Below are 14,342 nucleotides of genomic sequence, written 5' to 3' on the forward strand. Positions count from 1 at the left end.
ATCCACGACGAATAATTAGTTGAAATTTTCAATTATTAAAGTAATCTACTAAAAATCGTTTGACTGGCCTCGTCCGGCCGGCTTCATTTTCGATAGGGCCTGCTCACCCCAAGAGGGGATTCCCCTCTTGGGGTGAGCAGGCCCTAGATCTCCATCGCTGCCGGGCGCCCGGCAGGCAGTCCCGAGGAACCGCGATCATGCTGGCAGAAACCGAAATTTCCCGACTCTCCGACGACATGCAGGCCTGGCGCCGCGACATTCATCGCCACCCCGAGCTGGGCTTCAAGGAACATCGTACCGCTGCCAAGGTGGCCGAGTTGCTGCAGTCCTGGGGCGTTGCGGTCGAGGCTGAATTCGGCGGCACCACTGCGGTGATCGGAACCCTGCGCGGCACGCGCGGCGCCGGCCCCACTCTGGGCCTGCGCGCCGACATGGACGCGCTGCCCATGCAGGAAAAGGGCAGCGCCGAATACCGTTCGGTGCACGACAATGTATTCCACGGCTGCGGCCACGACGGCCACACCGCCATACTGCTGGGCGTAGCCAAGCACCTGGCCGCACACCGCGATTTCCAGGGCACCGTGCATTTCATCTTCCAGCCCGCCGAAGAGACTTTGCGTGGCGGCTCGGAACTGATACGCCTGGGTCTGTTCGACCGCTATCCCTGCGGCGAGGTCTATGCGCTGCACAACAACAACTGCATCCCGGCCGGCAAGGTCGGTGTGCGCAGCGGCGCCATACTCTCGGCCTGCGACCTGTTCCGCATCCACATCCAGGGAGTGGGCAGCCACGCCGCCATGCCGCACAAGTCCATCGACCCCATCGTGGTCGGCACGGCGCTGGTGCAGGCCCTGCAAAGCGTGGTCAGCCGCAATGTCGATCCGCTGGATACCGCGGTGCTCAGCATCTGCCAGTTCCATGCCGGCAGCGCCATCAACGTCATTGCCGACAGTGCGCAGCTCGAAGGCACGCTGCGCACGCTGTCCAGGCAGGCGCAGACGGTGGCGCTGGAGCGCCTGCGCGGCATCTGCGACGGCATTGCCGCCACCTATGGCTGCGGCGTGCGCTTCGAGCACCTGCTGTCTTCGCCGCCCACCATCAACACCGAGGCCGAGACCGAGGTGGTGCGCCGCGCCGCGGCTGCGGTGGTGGGCGCGGACAAGGTCGTGCAGGCCGAGCCCCTGATGGCCTCGGAGGATTTCGCCTTCATGCTGGAGCAGCGCCCCGGTTCGTACTTCTTCCTGGGGCACGACGGGCTGACCTGCCACCATCCCGAATTCGATTTCGACGACAGCAGCGCCGCCACCGGGGCGGCCGTATTCGTCGAGATCGTGCGCCAGCGCCTGGGCTGAGCGGCGCCGCCAGTGGCGGGGCCGCGACAGATCCTTGATTTCCAGTTGATCGGGCCATGGAGTTGGCAAGGCCGGCCACCGGACTGGAGCAAGGGCGGCAAATGAAACGTGTACGGTCTTTTTTCCAGCGCCTGCCTGGTGCGGCGCTTTGAAGAGTGTAAGTACCCGGGCCGGAAGTGGCCTGGATGCCAGATACGCAGATCAAGGAGACAAACGATGAGTGACATGCAAGTTTCGCCGCGCATGATGCGGCGCGTGGTGGCGGCATCGGTCATAGGCAATGCGCTGGAATGGTTCGATTTCGCGATCTTCGGGCTGTTTGCCGTGGTCATTTCGCGGCTGTTCTTTCCCGCGCACAGCGACTTTGCCTCGCTGCTGCTGGCCCTGGCCACCTTCGGCGTGGGCTTTGCCATGCGGCCGCTGGGCGGCGTGATACTGGGCCTGTACGGCGACCGCGTGGGGCGTAAGAAGGCGCTGTCGCTGACCATAGTGCTGATGGCCATAGGCACGGGCATGATGGGCGTGCTGCCCACCTACCAGGCCATAGGCATTGCCGCGCCGCTGCTGATGGTGCTGGCGCGCCTGATACAGGGCTTTTCCACTGGCGGCGAGTTCAGCGGCGCGACCACCATGCTGATCGAATTCGCGCCGGAACACCGCCGCGGCTTCTACGGCAGCTTCCAGATGTGTTCGCAGGCGCTGGCGTTTTCCTGCGGCGCCCTGGCGGCGTATCTGCTGACCGCGCACTTGACGCCGCAGGCTCTGGACGCCTGGGGCTGGCGCATTCCGTTCCTGTTCGGCATTCTGGTCGGCCCGGTGGGCTGGGTGATTCGCGCCCGTGTCGACGAGTCGCCTGAGTTCGTCGCCTATCTGCGCGAGAAGGCTGAAAAGAAACACGCGGGACGCGACAGCATCAAGTCTTCTTTCGTCAGCCTGTTTCGCGATTATCCGCGCGAAATGCTGGCCACGCTGTGTATCTGCGTGGTGGGCACGGTGTCGGCCTACGTCTTCGTGTTCTTCATGCCGATCTTCGCCAAGAGGCAACTGGGCATGCCGATCGCCGACGTGAATCTGGCCACCTTCGTGGGCACGGCGGTGCTGCTGGTGTGCTGCCCGCTGGCCGGCCATCTGTCCGACCGCTACGGCCGCAAGGCCGTGTATCTGCCCGGCATGATCGCCTATGGCATCGCCGGCTATTTCCTGTTCCGGCATTTCGTGCAGTCGCCGTCCTTCGAGTCGCTGCTGCTGGCCCAGGTGCTGATTTCCTTCTTCATGAGCTTCTTCTGGGGCCCCACGCCCATCACGCTGACCGAAGTGTTTCCGGTGGGCGTGCGCTCCACCGGCGCATCGATTACCTATAACGTCGGGGTGCTGGTCTTCGGCGGCCTGGCGCCGTTGTTCAACACCTGGCTGGTGAAGGCGACCGGCAGCAATATGGCGCCTATCTACTACGTGATGGTAAGCGTGGTCATAGGCCTGATCGGCGCGCTGCTGCTGCCCGGTGCGGCCGCTCGTTTGCGTCCCCGTACGGCCTGAAACTTGGTAGAAATACCGATAGACGGGCGCCCACATTCGGGCGCCTTTATACTGGCTATACGGAAATTCCCGATTCTTATGCACCGATCCGCGCCACAATGGCGCCAGGATCCCCGGGCGGGCTGCACTGGTGTTCTGCTTGATGGGTGAATCAGGCAAACAGGACACTGCTCCCGCCCGTGGGCGACCCAGCCGCTGCATGGCCGCGCCCGCGGCGCGACGCATGAATACATAACAGCCGGGAGACAACATGACGACCACTACGGCAAATTCCGCGCAGCCCATACGCCCCATACGCCCCGAAGACGAGCATTTAGGCCTGGGCGCCAACATCGCCTATGGATTCCAGCATGTGCTGACCATGTACGGCGGCATCATCGCCGTGCCGCTGATCGTCGGCCAGGCCGCCGGCCTGCCCGCCGGCGAGATCGGCGTGCTGGTGGCCTCGTGCCTGTTCATGGGCGGCCTGGCCACTCTGCTGCAGACCCTGGGCGTGCCCTGGTTCGGCTGCCGCCTGCCGCTGGTGCAGGGGGTGTCGTTTGCCAGCGTCGCGACCATCGTCGCCATTCTCAAGGCCGGCGGCAGCATCCAGTCGGTGTTCGGCGCCGTGATGATCGCCGCAGTGCTGGGCCTGCTGATCACCCCGGTGTTCTCCAAGGTCATCAAGTTCTTCCCGCCGCTGGTCACCGGCTCGGTCATCACCGTCATCGGCCTGTCGCTGATGCCGGTCGCCGCGCACTGGGCTATGGGCGGCAGTCCGCGCGCGCCGGGCTACGGCAGCATGGGCAATATCGGTTTGGCGGCGCTGACGCTGGCGATCGTGCTGTTGTTGAGCAAGCTCGGCAGCGCGGCCATATCGCGCCTGTCGATCTTGCTGTCCATGATCGTCGGCACGGTGATCGCGGTGTTTTGCGGCCTGGCGGATTTTTCCGGCGTCGGCCACGGGCCGACATTCGCCCTGCCCAACCTGTTCCATTTCGGTGTGCCGCAATTCGACCTGGCCGCGATCATTTCCATGTTCATCGTCATACTGGTGGTGCTGGTGGAAACCTCGGCCGACATCCTGGCGGTGGGCGACATCATCGGCACCGACATCGACGCGCGCCGGCTGGGCGACGGGCTGCGCGCCGACATGATCTCCAGCGCCGTGGCGCCGGTGTTCGGCTCGTTCACGCAAAGCGCCTTTGCGCAGAACGTCGGGCTGGTGGCCGTGACCGGCATCAAGAGCCGCTACGTGGTGGCGGCCAGCGGCGTGATCCTGCTGCTGCTGGGCATGCTGCCTGTAATGGGCCGGGTGATCGCCTGCGTGCCCCCCGCGGTGCTGGGCGGGGCCGGCGTGGTGCTGTTCGGCACCGTGGCGGCCAGCGGCATCCGCACCCTGGCCAAGGTGCGCTACGAAGGCAATATGAACTTGATCATCGTCGCCACCGCCGTGGGCTTCGGCATGATCCCGATTACGGCGCCCGACTTCTACGAGCACTTTCCGCGCTGGGTCGCCACCATCTTCCATTCCGGCATCAGCTCCGCCGCGGTCATGGCGGTGCTGCTGAACCTGGTGTTCAACCACCTGCGCCTGGGCAATCCCGAGGAGCCCTCGGTATTCGCCGCGGGCACGCAGCGCATCATCAAGGAAATCGCCGAGTAACGGCGTGGGGCTCGGCAGGCATCCGGCCGCGCCGTTGCAGCCGCTACGCTGCGAGTGGTAGGACGTAGTGCCTGGTGCGCTGGATCGTGTGGTGGAGGCTTACAGGGGCCGGGCGATCAAGGCCGAGGGATTCGACCCGGGCTCGTGAGCAATGTAAAGGGACGGCCGTGGCCGCCCCTTTACGTTCCCTGCAGCCGCCCGGCGCAGGCCGGGCCGGCTGCAAGGCCGGCGGCGTGCTACGCAGCCTGTTGCGCCTTCACTTCCTGGCGCCAGCGGTGCAGCAGCGGCTCGGTATAGCCGTTGGGCTGTTCCAGGCCCTTGAACACCAGGTCGCAGGCGGCCTGGAAGGCGGCCGAGGTGTCGAAGTGCCCCGCCATCGGGCGGTAGGCCGGGTCGCCCGCGTTCTGGGCGTCGACCACGGCCGCCATGCGCTGCATGGTCTCGCGGATCTGCTCGGCGCTGACCACGCCGTGGTGCAGCCAGTTGGCCATATGCTGGCTGGAGATGCGCAGCGTGGCGCGGTCTTCCATCAGGCCCACGTTGTGGATGTCGGGCACCTTCGAGCAGCCTATGCCCTGGTCGACCCAGCGCACCACATAGCCCAGTATGCCCTGCGAGTTGTTGTCGAGCTCTTCCTGGATTTCCTGCGCCGACCACTGCGCCTTTTCCACCACCGGTATGGTCAGCAGCTTGTCGAGCAGCGGTTCGGACTTGCCTTCCATGCTTTTTTGCACCGCCTGCACGTCGACCTGGTGGTAGTGCAGGGCGTGCAAGGTGGCGGCCGTGGGCGAGGGTACCCAGGCGGTGTTGCCGCCGGCGCGCAGCTGGCCGGCCTTCTGCGCCAGCATGTCGGCCATCAGGTCGGGCATGGCCCACATGCCCTTGCCGATCTGGGCCTGGCCGCGCAGGCCGCATTCCAGGCCGGTCTGCACATTGCTGCGCTCGTAGGCGTCGATCCAGGCGCTGCGTTTCATGTCGCCCTTGCGCACCATCGGGCCGGCCTCCATCGAGGTATGCATTTCGTCGCCGGTGCGATCCAGGAAGCCGGTATTGATGAAGGCCACGCGCGTGCTTGCCTGCGCGATGCAGGCCTTCAGGTTGGCGCTGGTGCGGCGCTCTTCGTCCATGATGCCCATTTTCACGGTGTCGGCCGGCAGGCCGAGCAGCTGTTCGGTGCGCGCGAACAGTTCGCTGGCGAAGGCGACCTCGGCCGGCCCGTGCATCTTCGGCTTGACGATGTAGATCGAGCCGCTGCGCGAATTGCCGCGGCGCTGCATGTCGTGCAGCGCGATCAGCGAGGTGAAGACCGCGTCGAGTATGCCTTCCGGGACTTCCTGGCCTTGCTCGTCGAGCACCGCGGGGTTGGTCATCAGGTGGCCGACGTTGCGGATGAACATCAGTGAGCGGCCGTGCAGCTTGCGCGTCTGGCTCTGCGGATCGAGGTATTCGCGGTCGGGGTTCAGGGCGCGGGTGAAGGTCTTGCCGTTCTTGGTGACTTGTTCGGTAAGCGTGCCCTGCATCAGGCCCAGCCAGTTGCGGTAGGCCAGCACCTTGTCGTCGGCGTCCACGGCCGCGATCGAGTCTTCGCAGTCCATGATGGTGGTGATCGCCGCCTCGAGCAGCAGGTCTTTGACGCCGGCAGCGTCCTGCTTGCCTATGGGGCTGTTCTTGTCGATCTGGATCTCGAAGTGCAGGCCGTTGTGGCGCAGCACGACGGCCTCGGGCGCTTGCGCCTCGCCGCGATGACCCGCGAACAGGCTGGTGTCGGCCAGCCCGGTGGTGGCGCCGTTCTTCAGGGTCACCACCAGTGCGCCGTTAGCCACGGCGTAGCCGGTGGCGTCTTTGTGCGAACCCTGCGCGAGCGGCGCGTGCTGGTCGAGGAAATCGCGGGCGTAGGCAATGACCTTGGCGCCGCGTACCGGGTTGTAGCCGCCGGCGCGCGTGGCGCCGTCGTCTTCCGCGATGGCGTCGGTGCCGTACAGCGCGTCGTACAGGCTGCCCCAGCGCGCATTGGCGGCATTCAGCGCGTAGCGGGCGTTGGTAATGGGCACGACCAGCTGCGGGCCGGCCTGCTGGGTGATCTCGGTGTCGACCTTGCTGGTCTTGACGGCCACCTGGGCGGGGGCTTCCTGCAGGTAGCCGATGCCGCGCAGGAATTCCTGGTAGGCGGCCGCGTCCTTGATGGGGCCGGGATGCGCGCGGTACCAGGCGTCGAGCTCGGCCTGCAGGCGGTCGCGTTCGGCCAGCAGCGCGCGGTTCTTCGGCGCCAGCTCGTGCACCAGCTTGTCGAAGCCCGCCCAGAAGGCGCCGGCGTCCAGGCCAGTGCCCGGCAGTGCTTCCTGTTCTATGAATTGGTGCAGCGCCTGGGCGACTTGCAGCCGCCCGCAGGAGATACGCTCGGTCATGTTTTTCCTTCTCGTCGGATGATTAAGTTTGCTAAACCGGCTGTCGCGGCCCAAGCGTATCCAGCACTGTCCCGCCGTCTGCGGCGCGAAGTATCGGTGCTATGCACGTTGCCTGCTGTGAGGGGAGGCTGGGTATGCAAGTGTCCGGCTTGCCTGTCTTGTGAATCGGGCAAGCCGGACACCGGGCCGGATTGTTTCTGGTGGGCGCTGGTGGCGCGATCGTCACGCGTGATTATAGGACTTGTCGCGCGAGGCCATGCCGCGCCGGCCCCGGGCGGGGCGGCATGGCGTTAGCAAAGAGAAGGAAATCAGCGCTCGAATGCGGCGCTGCGCCCGGCCAATGGCCGGGCACTGGCGTTGCAGTCCGCGGCGGGCCATGCACCAGGAATCATCTGCGGCGGCGATGCGCGGCTGGCGCGCCGGCCGGCCCCTTGGGGGCATGCATGGTTGACGGGTTTCCGGTGCGTGAGGGTTGGCGTGGCCCGCTCCGCGCGCCGCGTGCGTTCAGGCCGGCACGGTTTGCGCCGCTGGCGTGGCGCCTGCCGCGGCGCGGGCGGCCGTGGCGTCGATCGTGGCCACGTGCAGCAGGTTGGTACTGCCGCTGCGCCCGAAGGGCAGGCCGGCGATGACGATGATGTTGTCGCGCTCGCGCGCCAGGCCGCTGCGCAGCGCGCAGGCCACGGCATGCGCGGTAATGCCGGCCACGTCGTCGGGATGAGGTTGGAAATGCATGGGCTGCAGGCCCCAGGCCAGGCTCAGCTGGCGCGCGGTGCGCAGGTCGGGGGTCAGCGCCAGGATCGGCGTGGCGGGGCGTTCGCGGCTGGCCCGCAGGGCGCTGAAGCCCGAGGCGGTGTAGGCCACGGTGGCGGCCGGCTGCAGCAGCTCGGCCACGCGCCGCAGCGCGCAGCAGATCGCGTCCGGCGTGTGGGCCGCGGCCGGGCTGTGGCTGGCGTCCAGGCCGGCGCGCCATGCCGGGTCGCGCTCGACCTCGCCGATGATGTCGGCCATGATGGCCACGGCCTGCACCGGATACTGGCCCGAGGCCGACTCGGCCGACAGCATCACGGCGTCGGCGCCGCTGTAGATGGCGTTGGCCACGTCCGACGCCTCGGCGCGCGTGGGCACCGGGGCCGAGATCATCGATTCCAGCATTTGCGTGGCCACCACCACCGGCTTGCCGGCGGCACGCGCCGCGCGCACGATACGCTGCTGCAGCACCGGCACCTGTTGCGGCGGCATTTCCACGCCCAGGTCGCCGCGCGCCACCATGACGCCGTCGGCCTGGTCGATGATGGCCTGCAGCTGCTCGATGGCGGCCGGCTTTTCCAGCTTGGCCATGATGCGGGCCTGGCCGCCGATCAGCTCGCGCGCCTGTTCGATGTCCTGCGGGCGCTGCACGAAGGACAGGGCGACCCAGTCCACGCCCAGCGACAGGCCGAATTCCAGGTCGGCACGGTCTTTGGCGGTCAACGCCGAGATGGGCAGCACCACGCCGGGCACGTTGACGCCCTTGCGATCCGACAGCGGCCCGCCTGTCACCACGGTGGTCTGCGCGAAGCCGTCGCCGCATTGCTGCACCCGCAGGCGCAGCTTGCCGTCATCCAGCAGCAGGTCGGTGCCGGGGCGCAGCGCGGCGAAGATTTCGGGGTGCGGCAGCGGTACCCGCGTGGCGTCGCCCTCGGCGGGATCGAGATCCAGCCGCAGGGGCTGGCCGGCCTGCAGCATGATGCTGCCGCCGCCGATGCGCCCGACGCGCAGCTTGGGGCCTTGCAGATCCATCAGCACGCCGATGGGGCGGCCCAGCTCGGCCTCCAGCGCGCGCACGCTGCGCAGGCGCTGTGCGTGATCGTCGTGGCTGCCGTGGCTGAAGTTGAGCCGGAACACGTCGACACCGGCGTGGGCCAGTTCGGCGATACGCTGCGGGCTGGAGCTGGCCGGGCCGAGGGTGGCCAGGATGCGGGCGCGGCGGAATGACATGAGTATCTCCCTTGCGCCGGGGGCTTGCCCGGCGCGGTCGGAACTGCGGGTTCGGGACAGCGGTTTCAGAGCATCAGATTCAGGGTGTCGGGCCGGGGCCTGTTTACACGTATTCATTGGCTCCCCTTTTTATGCGGGCAGACACGACACTAAGCCACCAGGATGGCGCGGAAGTCGTTGACATTGGTCAGCGTCGGGCCGGTGATCAGCGAGTCGCCCAGGGCCTGGAAGAAGCCGTGGCCGTCGTTGTCGTCCAGGCTGCTGCGCGCCTGCAGGCCGAGACCGCGAGCGCGTTCCAGTGTGTCGGGTGCGGCGTAGGCGCCGGCGATTTCTTCCTGGCCGTCCACGCCGTCGGTATCGGCGGCCAGGGCGTGTATGCCTGGCGCGCCGTTCAGGGCCACGGCCAGGGACAGCAGGAATTCCACGTTGCGCCCGCCGCGGCCTTTGCCGCGCACGGTGACGGTAGTTTCCCCGCCCGACAGCAGCACACAGGGCGGGGCGATGGGCTGGCCGTGGCGCCGCGCCTGCAGGGCGATGCCGGCCATGGCCTTGCCCACGTCGCGCGCCTCGCCCTCGATGCTGTCGCCCAGGATGCAGGCACGCACGCCGGTCTGTTCGGCAACTGCCGCGGCCGCGGCCAGCGCCATCTGCGGCGTGGCCAGCATATGGGTGCTGACGCCGTTCAGGCGCGTGTCGTCCGGCTTGATGGTCTCGCCGGCGCCGCTTTCCAGCAGGCGCCGGGCGGCCGGCGGCAGCTCGATGGCGTAGCGGGCGGCGATCCGCAGCGCGTCGGCGCAGGTGTCGGGGTCGGCCACCGTCGGCCCCGAGGCGATGTCGCGTTCCAGGTCGCCCGGGACGTCGGATATCAGCAGGTTCACCACCCGCGCCGGATGGCAGGCCGCCGCCAGCCGCCCGCCCTTGATGGCCGACAGGTGGCGGCGCACGCAATTCATTTCCGAGATGCTGGCGCCCGAGGCCAGCAGCGCCCGGTTGACGGCCTGCTTGTCGGCCAGGCTCAGGCCCGCAGCCGGCAGCGGCAATAGCGCAGAGCCGCCGCCCGACATCAGGCATATGGCCAGGTCATCCGCCTGCAGGCCCTGGGCCAGTTCCAGCATGCGCGCCGCGGCGCGGCCGCCGGCTTCGTCGGGCACCGGGTGCGCGGCCTCGACGATCTCGATGCGCTCGCAGGGCACCGCGTAGCCGTAGCGCGTGACCGCCAGGCCTTCGAGCGGCCCGGGCCACACGCGCTCGAAGGCCTGGGCCATGGCGGCCGAGGCCTTGCCGGCGCCCAGCACCACGGTGCGCCCGGCCGGCGCGGCCAGCCGCAGGTCTTGCAGGCAGTGCGCGGGCTGGGCCGCGCGCACCGCGGCGGCGTACATGTCGGCGAGCAGTTGGCGCGGTGCGATCTGCATGTTGCGGCTTCCCGTTGCGGCCTACTGGCCGATTTCGAAATTGGCGGATTTTTCCAGCGCGCGCACCATGCCGGAATGATCCCAGGCCTCGCCGCCATAGGCCGCGCAGGCGTTGAACAGTTCCTGGGCCACGGCGGTGCTGGGCAGCGACACGCCGATCTGCCTGGCGGTGGTCAGCGCCAGGTTCAGATCCTTCTGGTGCAGGGCAATGCGGAAGCCCGGCTCGAAACTGCGCTCGACCATGCGCTGGCCGTGCACTTCCAGGATGCGCGAATTGGCGAAGCCGCCCATCAGCGCCTGGCGCACCTTGCCCGCGTCGGCGCCGGCCTTCGAGGCCAGCAGCAGCGCCTCGCCCACCGCCTCGATGGTCAGCGCGACGATGATCTGGTTGGCCACCTTGGTAATCTGCCCGTCGCCGTTGCCGCCCACCAGGGTAATGTTCTTGCCCATCAGTTCGAACAGCGGCCGCACGATGTCGAAGGCCTTCTGGCTGCCGCCGACCATGATGGTCAGCGAAGCCGCCTTGGCGCCGACCTCGCCGCCCGAGACCGGCGCGTCCAGATATTCGCAGCCCAGCTCGCCGATGCGGCGCGCGAAATCCTTGGTGGCTACCGGCGCGATCGAGCTCATGTCGACCACGATCTTGCCGGGTGCGAGCCCCGCGGCCACGCCTTCCGGGCCGAACAGCGCGGCCTCGACATGCGGCGTGTCGGGCACCATGGTGATGATGATCTCGGCCTGGCGCGCAGCTTCGGCGGCGCTGGCGCAGTCGCTGGCGCCCGCTTCCCGCAGCGCTTGCGGCGTGCCTTCCAGGGTATGGGTGTACAGGCGATGGCCGCCCTTGATCAGGTTCAGCGCCATGGGTGCGCCCATGATGCCCAGGCCGATGAAGCCGATGTTTGCCATGTTGTATCTCCGCTGCGTAATGAGTTGAAAAGCTTGAATTTGTGAAAAAGGAACGTTGGTATTCCGTGCGGTGCGACGGGGCTTTCCGGCCCGATGGCTGGCCGGCCGCCTCGCGCGGGCAGGCCTGTGCCGGCAAGCCGGAGCCACGCGGCTCCTCTTTTAGTTTGGACAGGCCCTGGGTCAGACTGCGGCGGCCTCGGCTTGTTGGCCATAGCCAAACGCGTCGAGCCAGCCCAGGCCGGCCTCGGTGTTGCCGGTGGGCTTGTATTCGCAGCCTATCCAGCCCTGGTAGCCCAGCGCATCGATGTGCTCGAGCAGCCAGGCGTAATTGATTTCGCCGCTGCCGGGCTCGTGGCGCCCGGGGTTGTCGGCAAGCTGGATGTGGCCGATGCTTTGCAGGTGGCGGGCGATGGTGTTGGCCAGCTCGCCCTCCATGCGCTGCGCGTGATAGATGTCGTACTGCACCTGGATATTGTCCGAGCCGGTCTCGGCGATGATGTCCAGGGCCTGCGCCGTACGGCTCAGGTAGAAGCCGGGTATATCGTAGGTATTGATGGGTTCGATCAGCAGGCGGATGCCGGCGCGCTTCAGTTCGTCGGCCGCCAGCATCAGGTTTTCGACGAAGGCGGCGCGCAGCGCCGCGGGGTCGGCGCCCTGCGGGGCGATGCCGGCCAGGCAGTTGACCTGCGTGCAGCCCAGGGCGCCGGCGTACTCGATGGCGCGGGCCACCCCGTCGCGGAATTCGGCGCGCCGTTCGGGCAGGCAGGCGATGCCGCGCTCGCCCTGTTCCCAGTTGCCGGCCGGCAGGTTGTGCAGCACCTGCGTCAGGCCGTTGTCGCGCAGCCGCGCGGCCAGTTCCTGTTTGCCATAGGCATAGGGGAACAGGAATTCCACCCCGCGAAAGCCCGAGCGGGCGGCCGCGGCGTAGCGGTCGAGAAAGTCCAGCTCGGTGTACAGCATGGAAAGATTGGCGGCGAACTTCGGCATGGAAACTCCTTGCGGCTATGTTTGATTTCGAAAATGTTGTGGCGGCGCGTATCGGATGCCGACTAGACATCCCGTGCCCCGGCTTGCTCGTGTCCGCGGTGGCCCCGCTGTGCTTCGCGCCTTCACGGGCGGGCTGTCTTGCGGCCGCGCCGCGCCCCTTCCGGGGCGGGCTGCAGGCCCTAATCGGCCCTAATCCAGCAGCGCCACGGCGGTGGGCGCGTCGGCGGCGCTGGCGGCCATTTCCTCGAATTCGCCGATCTTGTCGATCTCGGTGCCCATCGAGATATTGGTGACGCGCTCCAGGATGCATTCGACCAGCACCGGCACCTGGTATTCCTGCATCCAGGCACGTGCCTGCTCGATGGCCGCACGGATCTGGCCGGGCTCTTCTACGCGGATCGCCTTGCAGCCGAGGCCCTCGGCCACGGCCACGTGATCCACGCCATAGCCCTTGGTTTGCGGGGCGTTGACGTTGTCGAAGGAAAGCTGCACGCAGTAGTCCATGTCGAAGCCGCGCTGCGACTGGCGGATCAGGCCCAGGTAGGCGTTGTTGACCACGATGTGCAGGTAGGGCAGCTTGAACTGCGCCCCCACGGCCAGTTCTTCCAGCATGAACTGGAAGTCGTAGTCGCCCGAGATCGCCACGATCTCTGCCTCGGGGTCGGCGGCGCGCACGCCCAGGGCGGCCGGCACCGTCCAGCCCAGCGGGCCGGCCTGGCCGGCGTTGATCCAGTGGCGCGCTTGGTACACGTGCAGGAACTGCGCCGCCGCGATCTGCGACAGGCCTATCGTGCTCACATAGCGCACGTTGCGCCCGAAGGCCGCATTCATTTCTTCGTAGACGCGCTGCGGCTTGAGTGGCACCGCGTCGAAGTGTGTCTTGCGCTGCATCGATGCCGCGCTCTTGCGCGCCCGGCACTGGCCGGCCCATTCGCCGCGCTCGCGCAGCAGCCCGGCGGCCTTCAGCTCGCGCGCCGCTTCGATCATCAGGTCGAGCGCGGCGCCGGCGTCGGAGACGATGCCGTAGTCCGGGCCGAACACGCGGCCGATCTGCGTGGGCTCGATGTCGATGTGCACGAAGGTACGGCCCTTGGTGTATACGTCGATCGAACCCGTGTGCCGGTTGGCCCAGCGGTTGCCGATGCCCAGCACGAAGTCCGATTCCAGCAGCGTGGCGTTGCCGTAGCGGTGCGAGGTCTGCAGCCCCGCCATGCCGGCCATCAGCGGATGGTCGTCGGGAATCACGCCCCAGCCCATCAGCGTCGGGATCACCGGCACGCCGGTCAGCTCGGCGAAGGCGCGCAGCTTGTCGGCCGCGTCGGCACTGAACACGCCGCCGCCGGAAACGATCACCGGCCGCTGCGCGTGGTTCAGCATGGCCACTGCCTTGGCGGCCTGGGCATGCGTGGCGGCCGGCTTGTACACCGCCAGCGGCTCGTAGGTGTCGGGGTCGAACTCGATCTCGCCCATCTGCACGTCGAAGGGCAAGTCGATCAGCACCGGGCCGGGGCGGCCCGAGCGCATGATGTGGAAGGCCTGCTGGAACACGCGCGGCACCAGCGCCGGCTCGCGCACCGTCACAGCCCACTTGGTGATCGGCTTGGCGATGGATTCGATGTCCACCGCCTGGAAGCTTTCCTTGTGCAGCTGCGCGCGCGGCGCCTGCCCGGTCACGCAGAGGATGGGCACCGAGTCGCCCCAGGCCGAGTACAGGCCGGTCATCATGTCGGTGCCGGCCGGACCCGAGGTGCCCAGGCACACGCCGATATTGCCCGGCTGCGCGCGCGCATAGCCTTCGGCCATGTGCGAGGCGCCTTCGACGTGGCGCGCCAGGATGTGGTGGAAGCCGCCCTTGGCCTGCAGCGCCGAGTACAAGGGATTGATGGCGGCGCCGGGCACGCCGAACAGCGTGCTGATGCCTTCTTTCTGTAAAACCGCGGCGGCCGCGTCGACTGCTCTCATTCGTGCCATGACTGTTCCCTCCAATGCGTGATATTGCGTGGTGCGACGATGGATTGAAGGTCAGGATAAGGAAAAGCGGCGGCCCGGGGAATTGCCGCGGCAATCGATACTGTCGATACTTTTAGTATGTTCTGGGTACGAGATGCGCCGTCGCATGCGC

At 67.5% G+C, this 14,342-nt stretch carries 9 protein-coding genes; 3 read left to right on the forward strand and 6 right to left on the reverse strand.

Annotated elements, in window-relative coordinates:
- The first annotated feature begins 197 nt into the window (after positions 1 to 197).
- The 3 genes from CEY11_RS05205 to CEY11_RS05215 all read left to right on the forward strand — a co-directional run bounded on the left by CEY11_RS05205 (position 198) and on the right by CEY11_RS05215 (position 4,533).
- Positions 198 to 1,352, forward strand: coding sequence for an amidohydrolase (locus tag CEY11_RS05205; RefSeq protein WP_233154724.1), 1,155 nt, complete (start codon positions 198 to 200; stop codon positions 1,350 to 1,352).
- Between the two features lie 216 nt (positions 1,353 to 1,568).
- Positions 1,569 to 2,888: an MFS transporter gene (locus CEY11_RS05210; protein ID WP_198958835.1), complete on the forward strand. Its 1,320-nt coding sequence runs from the start codon at positions 1,569 to 1,571 to the stop codon at positions 2,886 to 2,888.
- Between the two features lie 250 nt (positions 2,889 to 3,138).
- On the forward strand, positions 3,139 to 4,533 hold the full coding sequence (locus CEY11_RS05215) for a nucleobase:cation symporter-2 family protein (protein ID WP_088602297.1): 1,395 nt from the start codon (positions 3,139 to 3,141) through the stop codon (positions 4,531 to 4,533).
- A 236-nt stretch (positions 4,534 to 4,769) separates the two neighbouring features.
- Here CEY11_RS05215 and CEY11_RS05220 read toward each other — a convergent pair whose 3' ends face one another.
- The 6 genes from CEY11_RS05220 to gcl form a co-directional block, all read right to left on the reverse strand.
- Entirely contained in the window at positions 4,770 to 6,938 is a 2,169-nt protein-coding gene (locus tag CEY11_RS05220) for a malate synthase G (RefSeq protein ID WP_088602298.1), read from the reverse strand.
- Positions 6,939 to 7,442: 504 nt separating this feature from the next.
- On the reverse strand, positions 7,443 to 8,915 hold the full coding sequence (gene pyk / locus CEY11_RS05225; protein WP_088602299.1) for a pyruvate kinase: 1,473 nt from the start codon (positions 8,913 to 8,915) through the stop codon (positions 7,443 to 7,445).
- A 149-nt stretch (positions 8,916 to 9,064) separates the two neighbouring features.
- A complete protein-coding gene (locus tag CEY11_RS05230; protein ID WP_088602300.1) occupies positions 9,065 to 10,327 on the reverse strand; it encodes a glycerate kinase type-2 family protein in 1,263 nt (420 codons plus the stop codon).
- A gap of 21 nt (positions 10,328 to 10,348) precedes the next feature.
- Entirely contained in the window at positions 10,349 to 11,233 is an 885-nt protein-coding gene (locus CEY11_RS05235; RefSeq protein ID WP_088602301.1) for a 2-hydroxy-3-oxopropionate reductase, read from the reverse strand.
- Between the two features lie 180 nt (positions 11,234 to 11,413).
- Positions 11,414 to 12,220 carry a hydroxypyruvate isomerase gene (gene hyi / locus CEY11_RS05240; RefSeq protein ID WP_088602302.1) on the reverse strand — a complete coding sequence of 269 codons (807 nt, stop codon included), beginning with the start codon at positions 12,218 to 12,220 and terminating at the stop codon, positions 11,414 to 11,416.
- A gap of 189 nt (positions 12,221 to 12,409) precedes the next feature.
- Positions 12,410 to 14,191 (reverse strand): glyoxylate carboligase, encoded by a 1,782-nt coding sequence (gcl, locus tag CEY11_RS05245; protein WP_088602303.1) that lies wholly within the window; start codon positions 14,189 to 14,191, stop codon positions 12,410 to 12,412.
- Between the last annotated feature and the right edge of the window lie 151 nt (positions 14,192 to 14,342).

Origin of the sequence: Candidimonas nitroreducens, assembly GCF_002209565.1 — a bacterium.
GTDB classification, from domain to species: Bacteria; Pseudomonadota; Gammaproteobacteria; order Burkholderiales; family Burkholderiaceae_B; genus Candidimonas; species Candidimonas nitroreducens.